Origin of the sequence: Paenibacillus sp. FSL H7-0714 (genome assembly GCF_038003765.1) — a bacterium.
Classification (GTDB): domain Bacteria; phylum Bacillota; class Bacilli; order Paenibacillales; family Paenibacillaceae; genus Paenibacillus_AQ.
The window spans coordinates 3255111-3269012 of the sequence record NZ_JBBOPT010000001.1 but is presented as its reverse complement, the minus strand read 5'-3'; the positions used below and the strand labels follow the sequence as shown (position 1 = coordinate 3269012).

At 39.3% G+C, this 13902-nt stretch carries 15 protein-coding genes; 2 read left to right on the top strand and 13 right to left on the bottom strand.

Features of this window, described 5'->3' with window-relative positions; genetic code table 11:
* Positions 1 to 64: 64 nt before the first annotated feature.
* The 11 genes from NST34_RS14690 to NST34_RS14640 form a co-directional block, all read right to left on the bottom strand.
* The gene (locus tag NST34_RS14690) at positions 65 to 1066 is read right to left on the bottom strand and encodes a sensor histidine kinase (RefSeq protein WP_341128098.1); all 1002 of its coding nucleotides are present in this window, start codon (positions 1064 to 1066) and stop codon (positions 65 to 67) included.
* A gap of 1 nt (position 1067) precedes the next feature.
* Positions 1068 to 1751 carry a response regulator transcription factor gene (locus NST34_RS14685; RefSeq protein ID WP_341128097.1) on the bottom strand — a complete coding sequence of 228 codons (684 nt, stop codon included), beginning with the start codon at positions 1749 to 1751 and terminating at the stop codon, positions 1068 to 1070.
* Between the two features lie 168 nt (positions 1752 to 1919).
* Positions 1920 to 2720 (bottom strand): GNAT family N-acetyltransferase, encoded by an 801-nt coding sequence (locus NST34_RS14680; protein WP_341128096.1) that lies wholly within the window; start codon positions 2718 to 2720, stop codon positions 1920 to 1922.
* A gap of 393 nt (positions 2721 to 3113) precedes the next feature.
* Positions 3114 to 3440: a class I SAM-dependent methyltransferase gene (locus tag NST34_RS14675; RefSeq protein ID WP_341128095.1), complete on the bottom strand. Its 327-nt coding sequence runs from the start codon at positions 3438 to 3440 to the stop codon at positions 3114 to 3116.
* A 14-nt stretch (positions 3441 to 3454) separates the two neighbouring features.
* Entirely contained in the window at positions 3455 to 4663 is a 1209-nt protein-coding gene (locus NST34_RS14670) for a DUF2812 domain-containing protein (RefSeq protein WP_341128094.1), read from the bottom strand.
* Positions 4644 to 4991, bottom strand: coding sequence for a PadR family transcriptional regulator (locus NST34_RS14665; protein ID WP_371915742.1), 348 nt, complete (start codon positions 4989 to 4991; stop codon positions 4644 to 4646). The genes NST34_RS14670 and NST34_RS14665 overlap by 20 nt, the downstream gene beginning before the upstream one ends.
* Positions 4992 to 5155: 164 nt before the next feature.
* On the bottom strand, positions 5156 to 5473 hold the full coding sequence (locus NST34_RS14660; protein ID WP_339803708.1) for an iron-sulfur cluster biosynthesis family protein: 318 nt from the start codon (positions 5471 to 5473) through the stop codon (positions 5156 to 5158).
* Between the two features lie 121 nt (positions 5474 to 5594).
* A complete protein-coding gene (locus NST34_RS14655; RefSeq protein ID WP_042187996.1) occupies positions 5595 to 6053 on the bottom strand; it encodes a DMT family transporter in 459 nt (152 codons plus the stop codon).
* Positions 6054 to 6091: 38 nt separating this feature from the next.
* Complete coding sequence (locus tag NST34_RS14650; RefSeq protein ID WP_042187994.1) at positions 6092 to 6517, bottom strand: DMT family transporter; 426 nt, start codon at positions 6515 to 6517, stop codon at positions 6092 to 6094.
* A gap of 190 nt (positions 6518 to 6707) precedes the next feature.
* Positions 6708 to 7109: an NUDIX hydrolase gene (locus NST34_RS14645; RefSeq protein WP_340969306.1), complete on the bottom strand. Its 402-nt coding sequence runs from the start codon at positions 7107 to 7109 to the stop codon at positions 6708 to 6710.
* Positions 7110 to 7166: 57 nt separating this feature from the next.
* Positions 7167 to 8345: an MFS transporter gene (locus NST34_RS14640; protein WP_341128093.1), complete on the bottom strand. Its 1179-nt coding sequence runs from the start codon at positions 8343 to 8345 to the stop codon at positions 7167 to 7169.
* 178 nt (positions 8346 to 8523) lie between these two features.
* Here NST34_RS14640 and NST34_RS14635 point away from each other — a divergent pair, with 178 nt between their 5' ends.
* On the top strand, positions 8524 to 9420 hold the full coding sequence (locus tag NST34_RS14635; RefSeq protein ID WP_340969305.1) for a LysR family transcriptional regulator: 897 nt from the start codon (positions 8524 to 8526) through the stop codon (positions 9418 to 9420).
* Between the two features lie 44 nt (positions 9421 to 9464).
* Here NST34_RS14635 and NST34_RS14630 read toward each other — a convergent pair whose 3' ends face one another.
* A complete protein-coding gene (locus tag NST34_RS14630) occupies positions 9465 to 11207 on the bottom strand; it encodes an ABC transporter ATP-binding protein (protein ID WP_341128092.1) in 1743 nt (580 codons plus the stop codon).
* A gap of 14 nt (positions 11208 to 11221) precedes the next feature.
* The gene (locus tag NST34_RS14625; protein ID WP_341128091.1) at positions 11222 to 12583 is read right to left on the bottom strand and encodes an ABC transporter ATP-binding protein; all 1362 of its coding nucleotides are present in this window, start codon (positions 12581 to 12583) and stop codon (positions 11222 to 11224) included.
* A 516-nt stretch (positions 12584 to 13099) separates the two neighbouring features.
* Here NST34_RS14625 and NST34_RS14620 point away from each other — a divergent pair.
* Positions 13100 to 13900, top strand: coding sequence for a polysaccharide deacetylase family protein (locus tag NST34_RS14620; protein ID WP_341128090.1), 801 nt, complete (start codon positions 13100 to 13102; stop codon positions 13898 to 13900).
* Positions 13901 to 13902: the final 2 nt, after the last annotated feature.

Here is a 13902-nt window from a genome sequence, read left to right as displayed (position 1 = left end):
ATATCTGTCTACAATGACTATCCAGTGACTCTAAAGTGACATTCTAGTCACTAAGCTACAAGTGCTAAATGACTTGCTTATAAAATTTAATCTGAAATTGTGAACCCTTTCCCACTTCACTCTTCACATCGATCGTTCCGTTTTGTCCTGTGATAATGCTTTGTGCCAAGGCAAGTCCAATCCCTACACTATCTTCGCTTGCATTCTTACCTTTATAGAATCGTTTGAAGATATAGGGGATCTCTGCCTTTGGGATTCCTTTGCCGTTATCTGTAATGATAATTTCCGTAAATAGTGCATTTTCTGCAAAAGAAATCGTAATCTCTCCCCCAGCAGGTGTGTGCTCTACACAGTTTTTCAGAATATTAATGATCGCCTCAGTTGTCCAATTGAGATCACCGGCAAATGTGGTACTATCTTCTCCATCAATCAAGATCCGTTGTTCTTTAATATCCATTGGAATTAACATGGGCTCCAAAGATTTTTGAACTAGCTTGTTCACCAGAACAAGATCTTTTTTAAAATGAATGGTTCCTGCATCGATCTTGGAGAATTTTAATAAAGAGGAGACTAGCCAGCCAATTCGTTCGAGCTGAATCGTAATTTTCCGGGTAAACTCCATTCTCTTCTCAGTGTGCAGCTCAGGATCACTTAATAAATCTGCCATCACAGTCATGGAAGTAAGCGGGGTTTTGAGCTGATGAGAGATATCCGAAATCGCATTGGTGAGCTTCATTTTATCTTGTTGTAATTGCGCACTCTGCTCGGATAACATCAGCGTCACTTTATAAATGTCATTCTTCAGGATACTAAGCTCACCTTCCTGATTATCACGAACATCGAGCGAATAATTCCCACTACTGATTTGGCGTAGATACCCTGAGAGCTTTTCAATTTCACCATATCTCCAGCGGGTAAACAATACACTGCAAATTATAAGCAAAGCTGAAGTCCCAGCTGTGAGCCCTACCGCCTCTAACGATATAAATGTCGCCATCGCTGTAGCCACAAGACTGATCAAGCACATCGTAAACAATAACCATCTAAATTCTCTATTACGAAGCATCCTAATCACCAACCTTATAAACCAACCCTCGAACTGTTTTGATCAGTGTTGGTTCTTGGGGGTTATCTTCTAACTTTTCCCTAAGTCTTTTTATGTAAACCGATAATGTATTGTCGTTCACGAATTCACCTGCCACATCCCAAATCCGTTCTAACAATTGATTTCTTGAGAGAACCTGACCAACATGGTTAGCAAAGATCAGTAATAATCGATATTCTAATGCGGTCAATAGCACTTCATTGCCGTTCTTATAAACCTTTCCTTCAAGCATGTTAATCCGTATATTCTCTAATTCGATATTGGATTGGGTCTGAGCCTGCTTGTTATATCTCCTTAAGACGGATTTAATCCGCGATAGCAGCTCCCGAATCCGAAAAGGCTTGGTTATGTAATCATCTGCCCCCATATCGAGTCCCATCACCACATTGACTTCATCATCAATTGCCGTTAAAAAGATTACTGGTATATCACTTTGCGCTTTCACGATCTTGCACAATTCATAACCGCTGCCATCCGGCAGTGAGAGGTCAAAGATGCATAAGGTGAGCTCTGATAACTGCTCAGATAACACCGCTTTGGCTGAGGTGGCGTCATAACATAGAAGGGTTTCAAAATGATCCTGCTGTAATGAATATTCAAGTCCTGATGCTATCGTTCTATCGTCCTCGACAAGTAAAATTTTCATGGATGATCATCCTAACCTTATAATATATTCAATCGTTCCATTCGTTCCGATGACCATTCTCTCATAATTATAGAGTTATACCAAATTACAATTCATATTAAAGTATTTACAACTCCACGGTAAATATAATAAAAACGTCTACTCCATGGAATAGACGTCTCTAAAAGGTTATATTGCAAAAGCACCACACTTATATTGATGTATCTGCTGAAACCCTAGCCGTAGTGCCGATTTTTTTGAAGCTTCATTATCTAGTGAACAATCCCAGTAAGGAATAAAGCCATTGGCAAGCACATCTTCAACTACTAGCGTTGCTAAATGTGTCCCCACTCCTTGTTTCTGATATTTAGGAAGGGTTTCAATTCCGATTGCGTGTGTATCCTGTGTAACAAAACTAGAATAACACACACCCATAACCTCAGATCCCTCAACAGCAGCATATCCGTAGCCTTTTTCGGCAAAGTCTTCTTTCGATGACCAGAATAAATCAATATTTTCATGTACAAATTCTATATTCTTTAGATCTAAGTTCTCCCAATCCAGCATTTTAAGATTTATAGTTCTAATCCCATTAGTCAGCGTCGTAGGCGGCTTGTGAAGTAACTTGAACACCATCTGTTCAAACGGATATAGCTTCCTTGAAGGAAACATCAATTCCAGATTCCATTCATCATGTTGACCAGAAACTTCGAAATGTTCCATCCCGAGTTCCTTCATTCTAGGTACAATATGATCTGTTACATAACTGTCCAGTGCATGGATAAAGGCTTGATTGGTGTGATCACCGATAAGATAAAACCCTTCAATCCCCTGACTCCATACTAACGCACTCTTTGGTGCTGTAAGTTGATCGACAAAGATCCAACCAGGATTATTGCCTTCAATCACAGAGAGAGTTTCGGGATGGATATGCTCGCCTTGAAGTAGTGGCTTCACTTTATAATAATCCTCATGAGGTATTTCATGCATACAAACACTCCCCTTATTTTCCTTACAGATGCTGTATACATAAGTATAAAGTAATCGTCCTTCATCGGCTGGTAAAGTTCATTCATAACTGAAAATTACTGTCCACGTATAACTGTTTTTCTAGCCTTAATTATTAAAAATGAAGGTCTCCTTCTTTCATTTATTAATTTGGGCATCTTCTCAAGACCCTCAAGGCTGGATTCAGGTTCAACAATTCCTTCAATAGTCAGTCCATTTTGGATCAAAGTATTAAGTAATGTTGAAAGTTTTCTATGATATTTTATGACACCATCGATTCCCCAAAACTGTGATCTGAGACCTTCTTCACCATAATTATCAATGGGCCAATGTAGGATATTATGATCGGAATCTTTAACCCACCCACTTTGAATCTTATTTGATAAAACAACAGGATGTTCTGAATTCGATTTCTTCCATAGAGCCCTGTATATAACGGATCTCAGGTCGTTTCCTTGCCATAGCTAACATCTTCTCTGATATATCTACACCTGTTACCTGTGAAACGTGGTTATCAATCATATAGTTTGCCATTTCACCAAAACCACAACCCAGATCGAGAACATTTAAATCTTGTAGGACAGGAAGCAAACCTCTTATCGCAGGTTGTTCAATAAAGTCATTGTATGTAATTCTTGACTCCCTTAAGTTCTTATACATTTGAAAAAACTCAGGGTTGTCATAAATGTTCTGTTGCATCATACACCTCCACGATATTATTGATGTTTACGAAGCCGGTTGTAATATAGCCAAGTGCGAGTAACATATGAGCCAAACATTAGAATTAATATGGCGTACAAGATCAGATTTATGATCTGCAATCGATCCAGGTTAGAATAAGTCGATAATCTTACATTTAAACCAATGATATACATATATAAAATAGTGAGGGGTAAGAACATAGCAGAATACGTTAAAGCTATACGTCTAGCTAGTTTCAACTGATTTAACTTATCGCTGTATATTTGCGGTTTGGCTTTACCTGGTACATATTCTCGGCCCCATAAAACCCATTTCTGACTCCATGAACTCGATTTATACAGACATACCCAGCCAGAATCCGTATGAATGTTGAAGTAATTGGTCTCAGCAATATTTTGTAAGTCCGCACAATAACACATCTTACGAGGCTTCCCTTTTTTAAAATAAAAGGCAGTTCCTGTTTTGCCAACGCTGTACAGATTATATCCCTTTTCTTCCATTCCCTCTAGCCACTCTTCAAGTCGATCCGGCGAATACATCCATCCAATCTTCCACTTCATAACAAGTTGACCTGAACTTTTCAAACGCTTCTCTTCATTCTTACTTAGCCTGTCTTTCAGAGGGGATGTCCCCTGACCATTTTGCTTGTTTGGTTGTATGAATTCTCCTGTTAATCTTTGGTTCGTCTTGTTTAATGTGATCAGCGAATATACGGTGAAAATGCATAAGATAATGCTAAGCCCTAATGCAGTAGCGGGAATAAAACCAAAAGGTCCGTTGAAGACATTAAAATGACCAGACTTGGAAATACTCAATGCTATCGTACTTATTAAAATTACATTGAGTAATGCAACCATTAAATAAATCAATATCCCCATAAAAATATACATGATCTTCTTGTTATGCTTTACGATTCCCTCTCGATCAGGGAGAGCTCTAATCTGTTCTAAAGGCAGCCGATTCATCGTCACAACCCATTTGCCGCTCTGTAACACCTTCGTCCATCCGAAATTTAATAGACCCTTAGAGAGGGATTGGTTGGGAACTTTATCGAATACGATTCGATAGTTTGCTGCTTTCGGTTCGCCCTGCTGAAAGTAAAAATATCTAGTTAAACGGTTGATTCGGATAAGTTCGTAGCCTTTTTGGGCCATAGAAGCTAACCATTCTTCAGTTTTCTGAACATCATAACTCCAAAGGGGTCTAAATATTTTGATAATCATCTATGTCACCTCCATATTTTATAGCATTCTCATGTAGCTCTTTAAGCCTATTAATCTCCGTAGCAAGAATTAGCATCCCTATGTCTGTTCTTTCGTAAACTGTTTTTCTCTCTTCATCAGCAAAAACAGTAATCATCCCATCTTTTTGCATCTTCGTTAACGTGCCATAAACTGTACCTGAACCTAACAAAAGACGTGCTTTCGTGATTTTCTCCACATGCTTCACTATTCCATATCCATGACGTGGTTCATCTAAGGATAGAAGAATATAGAATGCTGTTTCAGTCATGGGTACGTATTTCTTCAATACTTTCTCAGGGTTCAACATGCCCAGCTCCCTTTATTTATACGTCGCATTTAAATATGTCTTAACGTGACTATATCACGTCGTGACATAGTCTACAATATTAATGCTCGAAAAAAATAAAAAAAGTGTGTAGAATCGCTTCATCAGCCATTCTACACACTCTACATTTAACTGCTCCAACCTGCCTAACGAATATCTTTTACACGAATATTACTTCCTAACAGACTCGAATCACTACTTAATCGGAATGACGGGTAATTCTCATCTGCTTCAAGTCGCATCTGTTCATCAAATAAAGACTCCTGTTGCCGGTCAACAAAAAAAGTAAAAGGCTCTTTCTGAACTTCAATATCTGTAGCATGAGGTACACTAATGACCTGAATAACGATCACGCCATTACAACCACAGCCCTCTGTATCGAAGAATAATTTAAAATATCCTGGTCGTTCACCAAGGCTTTTTTCTAACTTTTCAATAGTTTGGGAGTTCAATTGTATGAACATAGGATGATCTACTCCTTATTTATAATCGAGCTATTACTTTCCCAAAGTATAATTTGATTTTCTTCCATCCTCGTGTGAGTGCCATCACTTCTATTTTGACAAACATGAGTCTGAGCATAAATTAAACCGCCTTCTGCGTCTCCCGTTCACCACCTAGCTTAAACACGAGAATACCTCCAACAATAACAATCACTCCGACCAACTGCTTCCAAGTAAAAGGAACCTTTTCAAGCCCTAACCAGCCTAGTGAATCCCAGAGCAGTGCAAACCCAAGCTGAGAGATTAATACGATCGAAATCGCATACGTAGGGCCCAACCGCTTAGTACCTTGCACAAGGCATATTACTACCCCAACACCGATCAAACCACTGATCCAATACCAAGGCTCCATATTTCTCAAAGTAAATATACGGTTTCCTTCAACGATAAGACTCATGATAAATGAAGCTAGGAATCCCATCCCTAACACTAAAGTTGTCGTGGCCCAAGATCCAACCTTTTCATTAACTTTTGTATTAAATATATTTTGCAGACTCACTAGTGATCCCGCGATAAGCGCTAATATCAAACCAATAATCATAACTTAACTCCTCCATTTATCGACTTTACGCAAGGCCATTAGAATTTCAGTATCACTACGCCAGCGATCATCAACCCGATGCCGATGAACTGCGGCAGTCTCATTTTTCTCTTTTCCATTCCAAACCAGCCTTTAATATCAATTAAGAACGTCAGACATAGCTGAGCAATCAACAATGAGGATATCGTAAACGTAACACCAATTTGCTGAATGGCCGTTACTTCACTAAAAATAATAACAGCCGCAAAAGCGCCACCGATCAAATATAAGGGTTTCACTTGCTTAAAGCCTCCCCTTTTCCCATCTCTAACGAACAAAAGAATGAGAAAGGACATGATGAACCCTGTTAATTGTGTAATTGTAGCCGCCTGCCAAGTCCCGATATCTTGACTAATTCGAGCATTTGACACGCCCTGTAGCGTAATACAAGCCCCCGCTAAAAATGCAAATATAATTCCTCTCATTTCTCTCTCTCCTCAACTTCGATCTCTTCCATATTAAATAGCAATTCAAGGGTTTAAAAAAGGACATCTGTCCTTAATGAGAAGAAACGTTGCTATCGCCCAACAACGACCTTTGGCTCGTAGAAATAAAAAGACCGTCTCAAGCCAACTTGCTGGCTTAAAACGGACTTCAAATGCTGTATATGGTTGATTATGAGAGCAAATTCTTCTCATGCAATTGATCAAAAATAATTCGGGTAACAACAGACACGCGATCCCGATCCTTATAGCTTAACCAAGATAATTCCTCGATTTCGGACGCTGGCATTAATGTCCCTTCATAATCCGCAATATAACAGGTCATTTTGACTGTAACACCCTCTGCTTTCCCATGAGCTTCTGCCTCAAACGTTCCAAAATAAGAAACAGTCTCTGTCTTGATCTGAACAGAAATCTCTTCCTCGATTTCGCGCACGAGCGTCTCTTCGTCTGTTTCTCCGGCTTCTCTTTTTCCTCCCGGTAAATAATACATATCTTTCCCTTTGGAACGCGCACATAAGACTTGTCCATTCTCGATATGAATCCAGGCGATTTTATCAATGATTGTTGTCATATTGTTCTCCCCATGCCTTTTTTTCAACAATTATATCATACAGCTGAACGTATACATTTATGCAACGTCAGCTTTAGATTTTTGAACGCGAAGCTTAGATTGAGGTAGGTGATGAAGCAAATAGTATACAGCAACTGAGATAAGCGTCACGAACCCTGCAACTTCGTACATCATACGGTAATCTGTATAAGAAGCAACTACACCCATAATATAAGAACCCGCTCCATACCCCAAATCAAATAACAAGAAAAAGGTTCCATTGGCGCTTCCTCTACGTTCTTTATCGGCTAATTTAAGTGCAAGCGTCTGAAAGCATGGCATAAGTGCGCCATACCCAACCCCCATGATGATGCCTGAGAACATCAGCATGAATCCGGATTTAGCTTGACTTAAGCTAAGCAGACCTACAGCGAAGATCAGAATTCCGGGATAAATGAGAATATGTTCATTATATTTATCGAATACTTTACCGATTAGCGGTCGAAACAGCACAATCATAATCGCAAAGGCCACAAAAAAATAACCGGTAAGCTGTGATTGGTTAATTTCTTTTGTAAAAGAAGCGATAAAACCAGATAAAGAACTATAGGAGAACGCAAGCGTAAATCCAACAAGCGAGATGGGCAGTGCTTTGGGTTCTATGACGTCACTCCAGCGAAGACCCTTTCGGATCTTCACAGGTTCCTTAACGGCTTCTTTAACCGTATCCTTCTCTTCTTTGGGCATACGAACGCCTAATGTGAATAACAGCGAAAGCGCAGCAATCACACATACACCTAACAGCAATACATGAATGTTCTCATCTTTCCATAGAAAAAGACCCAAAGCTGGTCCAATGACCATCGCAATGCTCATAAACATACTGAAATAACCGATACCTTCTCCTTGGCGTGAGAAAGGGATTAACGTGGAAGCTATTGTACTTGTCGCTGTCGAGGCAACCGCATAACTCATACCGTGAATGAAACGAATCACCAGAAACAATACAATTCCATTAGCTCCGAAGTATCCTATACAGGCGAGTAGAAATAAGACTAGCCCAATAACCGCCATTTTCTTTTTACCGAATTTATCAACCCATTGTCCTGAAAAAGGACGGATCAATACACCTCCGAGGACATAGATGGTAATGGCTAACCCCATTTGCTGCTGATTCCCGTGCAAGCTTTCCTTCACGTATAACGGGAATGTAGTCGCCAGAATGTAAAAGGTCAGAAACATAAAAAAACTACTCAAACAAACAACAATAAAATTCCGGGTCCATATCTTCTCTCTAATCACAGCAGACTCTCTCCATCCTACCTATATCTTTTTATATGTTACAATAGTATAGGACCGAAAATTAATTAAGTAAAATACAAATTATATGATGGATATATCACATTAGAGTTATGAATAAAGAGAGGTCAATGTTATGGAATTCCTTCAGCTTCAATATTTCCGTGTAGTTGCTCGTCTTGAGCACATGACTAATGCCGCCAAAGAATTAAATGTATCTCAACCCTCACTTAGCAATTCCATCCAACGTTTAGAGAAAACCTTAGGTGTTCCCTTATTTGAACGCCAAGGCAGAAATTTAAAATTGAACGAATTCGGAAAAACATATCTTCGTCGTGTGGAGCAAGCATTTCTGGAACTGGATGAAGGTCAGCATGAGCTCACGGATATGGCCGGACTTGAACATGGAGTAATATCTATAGCAGTAACACTACCGTATGTATTGCCCACTTTACTAAAAGAGTTTCTTACCCTTCACCCACACGTTCGGATCATTCAGCGTCAGCTTGGCTCAGCATTAGAAATGAGAAACGATCTGGAGAGTGCAGTGATCGATTTTTGCATATCTTCGACACCTGTCACCGGACCAGACATCGAATGGTTTACCTTAGCAGAAGAGGAATTATGTTTAAGTGTGCCTAAGAATCATCGTTTTGCCAATCGCGAGAGTATTTCTTTGATTGAAGCTGCTGGTGAGAATTTCATTTCTTTGTCTTCTAGATCTAATTTCCGTGAAATTACAGATGCATTTTGCCGTCAAGCTGGATTTGAACCGCTAATTGCTTTCGAACTCGAAGAAGTAAGTGCCGTTCAAACCTTAGTTGAGATGGGGCTGGGTATCACCTTTACTCTCCCTTTAGCCTTAAGCAGGAGAAGTAAAAACACAGAAATCGTTCAATTGAAAATAACCGATCCGCTTTGTCAGCGCACTTTTGGCATCGCTTGGAGCAGAAAACACTTTTTATCACAAGCGGCTATACAATTTCAGAAATTTGTTGTGGATTTTTTTAGTAAACCTCATGAGTATAGTTAAGGAGAATATGCCATCTTATATCAACCGTAATCACATCTAATAAGCTACTTATACCAAGAGGATTGTAAAGCGTACATGTTTGCATAAATGCCATTGTGATGTACTAAGTCTTGATGATCTCCTACTTCAGCAATTTCTCCATGATACATAACATAGATCGTATCAACATTCTTCGCCCAACCCAAGCGATGTGAAATAAAAATAGCTGCTTTATCTTGGCAGATTTCTAATAATTTCGTATAAATCTCCATCTCGGCATTCGGGTCAATTGCAGAAGTAGGTTCATCGAATACTATAAGTTCCGCATCATTGTATAACGCGCGCGCAATCGCCAGCTTTTGCCATTGTCCCCCTGATAGCTGCCTGCTTCCTTCTACTATTTGCCCCAAATTCACATCTAATCCGCCTAATTCATGGAGCAAATCTATCAGCTCACATTGTTCTAGAACCCTTAGTATTTTAGCATCATCTGAAGGTGTATTCGCATCGCCCAATAGGATATTTTCTCTTAGTGTCAGTTCAAACTTCACAGCATTCTGAAATACAACGGACACCTTACCGTGAGGTTCTAAATGATCCTTCCAGCAAATCGTTCCGGAGCTTGGTCTATATTGACCTAATAACATTTTAATCAACGTAGATTTCCCTGCTCCATTTTCCCCGACGATCGCTATTTTCTCACCCGGCTTTATGGTCATATTGATGTTAGATAAGACATTCTTGTTCGATTTGGCGTATTTAAAATAGACATTTGAAACGGTAATTGGGAGCATAGAATCAGTCGAATTATTTATGTTATTTTTGCGAAAATCCCTGTTCTTATATGTAAGTACTTCATTTAAGTCATATAATTTGCTACTGCTGATGTAAAGCTTGCTTAACGGCCAGGTCAAACTCATAATTTTACCACCACTCGATAACAGCGCCAGAAATAACACCGAAATTGTTCCAATTGTAACTGTATTAGACTCCCCCATTTTGTTTAACAGGTACACTAGAACTACAAAGATAGCACTCGTCTGGACCATAGCCACGACCATCCCTGTTTTGATCTCGAATTTTCTGGCACTAAATCTTTTATTATGCTGCTTCTTCATAATCATTGCCCAGAGATTTGTAAAATAAGAGATGGAGTTATAAATTCGCATTTCTCGAATCGCATTAGGATCTTCCAAAGTGTTAGCAAGATAGTCTCCCATTCTTCCATCGAAGGTGAGCTCTCTTCCTGTTCTTCTCACTTTGATTTCCGTAAATAATCGAATGCATAAGGTAGTCACGATCATAAGTGTTACCACGAATGTGACCAAGAAATAACCACTTGTCGCCGACAACCAGATGATGCTTATTAGTCCTGAGATAATTCCTACACTCGATACCAAAAAACCTGTAATCCCCTCTAAATCTTCTCCAACTACCTTTTTAGCTCTTTGCAGTTTATTTCCAAACTCTTCATCATCAAAATCCTCAAAATCAACCCGGTTTGCAATATCTATCAATTCGGATTGAAAAGCGAGGGTTAGTTCCGCATTCATTCGATTCTTCATCATGTTGGTTATGCTTAATGAACAAGCTTGTACGCCATGAATCACAACAAACCATAGAATAGGGAGCAGCGTCATAACACCGCGAGCCACACCGTTAATGATATTCACTTGGACAGCGTAAGAATAAAAAGTTAATAAACCACTGATTATAGGGACTATGATAGTGATTGTTGAGATCATCGGACTTTTTCTAACCATTCTCACGAGTATCATTACAAGATTAGTGATGTCAGACTTCAGCATGGATTTCTCCTTTCTTATACATATAAAGAGGACTGGCGATTAAACATCTTTTTGTATTTACCATCCACCCTCATTAATTCTTCATGCGTTCCACTTTCCACGATTTCTCCTTGCTCAAATAGAAAAATTCTATCGACGAATTTGGACATATACAGCCGATGAGTCACAATAATGGAGGTCCGCTGCTCTCCTAATTTCATAAAGGTATCGAACGCCTGTTGTTCCGCATAAGGATCCAGGGCAGCAGTCGGCTCATCAAAAATCATAAGAGCGCCGTCATTGAGATAGGCTCGAGCAATCGCTAGTCTTTGCCATTGTCCCCCAGACAAATCTATCCCTCCAAACTGAGGACCTACTAAAGTATCCAATCGAACACCATAATTATCGGCTTCTGCTTTTTTCATCGCGGCTAATAATCTTGAATCGTCATGAATAGTAGCCATATTACCTAATGCAATGTTTTCTCTAATTGGTCTTTGTAACTTAATGAAATCCTGAAAAACAACTCTGGTATCCTGTGTCACGTTATGCGCTAAGACTTCATTCTCACCTTTAAACCACTGGATGTTTCCAGCTGTTGCAGGATACAACCCTAAGATCAACTTAACAAGCGTAGATTTACCCGAGCCATTCTCACCTACAAAAGCAATTCGTTCACCTGGATGAATAGTCATGTTTACATTACTCAGGGTATTCTTAGCGTTGGTAGGATATCTAAAAAACAGCTGATGAACTTGGACCTTCATCGGATCGGTGTTCCTATTGGAATTCACTTCCTGATCTCTAAGCACCTGCTCTTCCAAATCTAAATAAGACGTATAATCCTCGTACCGTAAACGACTCTTCGCTAAGTCAGCGTAAACTCTTGTTAATGCAGGAATAACGATAAATAATTGACTGGATATCTGAAGTAATAACACAAAAAGCCCAGCACTCTGTCCGCTACTTCCGATCGAAATCGCTAGAATGGCAATCGTAGTCCCATTTAATAAGATCATGATTAAGCGTTGGGAGAAGTTGAGGGTTTCAGAATAAATAACCTTACGGTGCATTTGTTTGAAGTTATTCGTAAAGCTCTCTTTCATTGAGGAAAACAAATAGGAGGACATTCTGTACATTCTTACTTCCGGAATGGAATTTCTGTTAATCAACAAATCGACTAAATAGTTGATCATCCGCACAGAGGAGGTTTGATTCGCTGAAATGGACTCTACTTTCTGTGACATTCGCTTCATAAAATAAAGCTGTAGAATCTGCACCCCTAAAATAATCAAAGCCAGAATATAGAAGCCATAAACAGATAAGACAACCATTAACACAACTAATGTTATTAGGTGAACTGTCACACCTGTCCATTGGTCTAACAGATCAATCAAGGAAAGTCGTTTTGCTTTTTCTCTTTTAGTTTTTGTAGCGGGGTCCTCCAAAAGTGCCGTAGATAATTTAGAAGTCTTTTCCAAAATGGTATGTTCCAGTTCATATATACTGGTGGATGTTAAATTGGTGATAGCAATGGCTCGAAGAGAACTATTAAGGCCCGCGAGATATAACATTACCATAAGCAAACTTACTAATAACAAGATATGTTGGTAGGTGTTAGGATTGAAGTTCTGAATGAGGTCAACCACATATTTCGTTGTGAATAATTCTCCAAAAAGGATTGGGGCACTCAGTAAGTTAGTGATAAAATATAAAAGTGAGTTTCTTCTGTCTTTCACATATAATAGTTTTACAACATAGAGAAAGTCAGGCAGGCAGCATCTCTCCTTATAAGTGTATTCCATTCTGTAAACACTTTCATTGTTTAGACGTGGAAACCGATTATAACGTTTAATGTTTATAATTGGAAGAGGTAATTTTCGAAATGACCAAACGAACAGGAGTGTACATTCATGAAACTTCAATTTAACTTATTCCCGGGCGGATTGCCCAAGGCGCTCACCATGAGCTATGATGACGGACAGAAACACGATATTCGCTTAGCGGAGATTTTTGATCAATATGGGATTAAAGGTACTTTCCATTTAAATAGCGCAATGATAAACGCACCCGGATTCTTATCATCTGCTAATGTTAAACATTCGCTCAGAAACCATGAGGTATCTGCCCATTCCGTTACCCATCCACATCTAGAGCGTCTACCTTTACCTATGGTAATCGATGAGCTGTTCGAAGACCGTAAGCGACTAGAGAAACTAGTGGATTATCCGGTACGAGGCATGTCCTATCCATACGGTACATACTCTCAGGAAATCATTGCTCCTCTACAGTCTGTTGGGATTGAATACAGCCGAACTGTCCATTCTACCAAACAGTTTGATATGCCTTTGAATTTCATGGAGTGGCATCCAACATGTCATCATATAGAAGATCTGCATCACGTATGGGAGCGATTTACAACGGAAGGGCCATCCCAAAAACTGAGACTCTGTTATGTTTGGGGTCATAGTTATGAATTTGCACAGCAGAACAATTGGGAGCTTATCGAATCCTTTTGCCAACAAGCAGGTGGACATTCGGATATTTGGTACGCTACCAATATAGAGATTTATGATTATGTTGCTGCGCTATATTCACTGAAGATGAGTGCTGACAAAACGGTCATCCGTAACAACTCAGCTATTGATGTTTGGGTATCCGTAAATGATCAACCTGTTCAGATTAAGGGTGGAAGTACGATGATGATGAAATAATC

Excerpts from the sequence above, each read along its gene's own strand:
- NST34_RS14690 (WP_341128098.1), bottom strand. The coding sequence starts at position 1,066 with ATGCTTCGTAATAGAGAATTTAGATGGTTATTGTTTACGATGTGCTTG.
- NST34_RS14685 (WP_341128097.1), bottom strand. The coding sequence starts at position 1,751 with ATGAAAATTTTACTTGTCGAGGACGATAGAACGATAGCATCAGGACTT.
- NST34_RS14680 (WP_341128096.1), bottom strand. The coding sequence starts at position 2,720 with ATGCATGAAATACCTCATGAGGATTATTATAAAGTGAAGCCACTACTT.
- NST34_RS14675 (WP_341128095.1), bottom strand. The coding sequence starts at position 3,440 with ATGATGCAACAGAACATTTATGACAACCCTGAGTTTTTTCAAATGTAT.
- NST34_RS14670 (WP_341128094.1), bottom strand. The coding sequence starts at position 4,663 with ATGATTATCAAAATATTTAGACCCCTTTGGAGTTATGATGTTCAGAAA.
- NST34_RS14665 (WP_371915742.1), bottom strand. The coding sequence starts at position 4,991 with ATGTTGAACCCTGAGAAAGTATTGAAGAAATACGTACCCATGACTGAA.
- NST34_RS14660 (WP_339803708.1), bottom strand. The coding sequence starts at position 5,473 with ATGTTCATACAATTGAACTCCCAAACTATTGAAAAGTTAGAAAAAAGC.
- NST34_RS14655 (WP_042187996.1), bottom strand. The coding sequence starts at position 6,053 with ATGATTATTGGTTTGATATTAGCGCTTATCGCGGGATCACTAGTGAGT.
- NST34_RS14650 (WP_042187994.1), bottom strand. The coding sequence starts at position 6,517 with ATGAGAGGAATTATATTTGCATTTTTAGCGGGGGCTTGTATTACGCTA.
- NST34_RS14645 (WP_340969306.1), bottom strand. The coding sequence starts at position 7,109 with ATGACAACAATCATTGATAAAATCGCCTGGATTCATATCGAGAATGGA.
- NST34_RS14635 (WP_340969305.1), top strand. The coding sequence starts at position 8,524 with ATGGAATTCCTTCAGCTTCAATATTTCCGTGTAGTTGCTCGTCTTGAG.
- NST34_RS14630 (WP_341128092.1), bottom strand. The coding sequence starts at position 11,207 with ATGCTGAAGTCTGACATCACTAATCTTGTAATGATACTCGTGAGAATG.
- NST34_RS14620 (WP_341128090.1), top strand. The coding sequence starts at position 13,100 with ATGAAACTTCAATTTAACTTATTCCCGGGCGGATTGCCCAAGGCGCTC.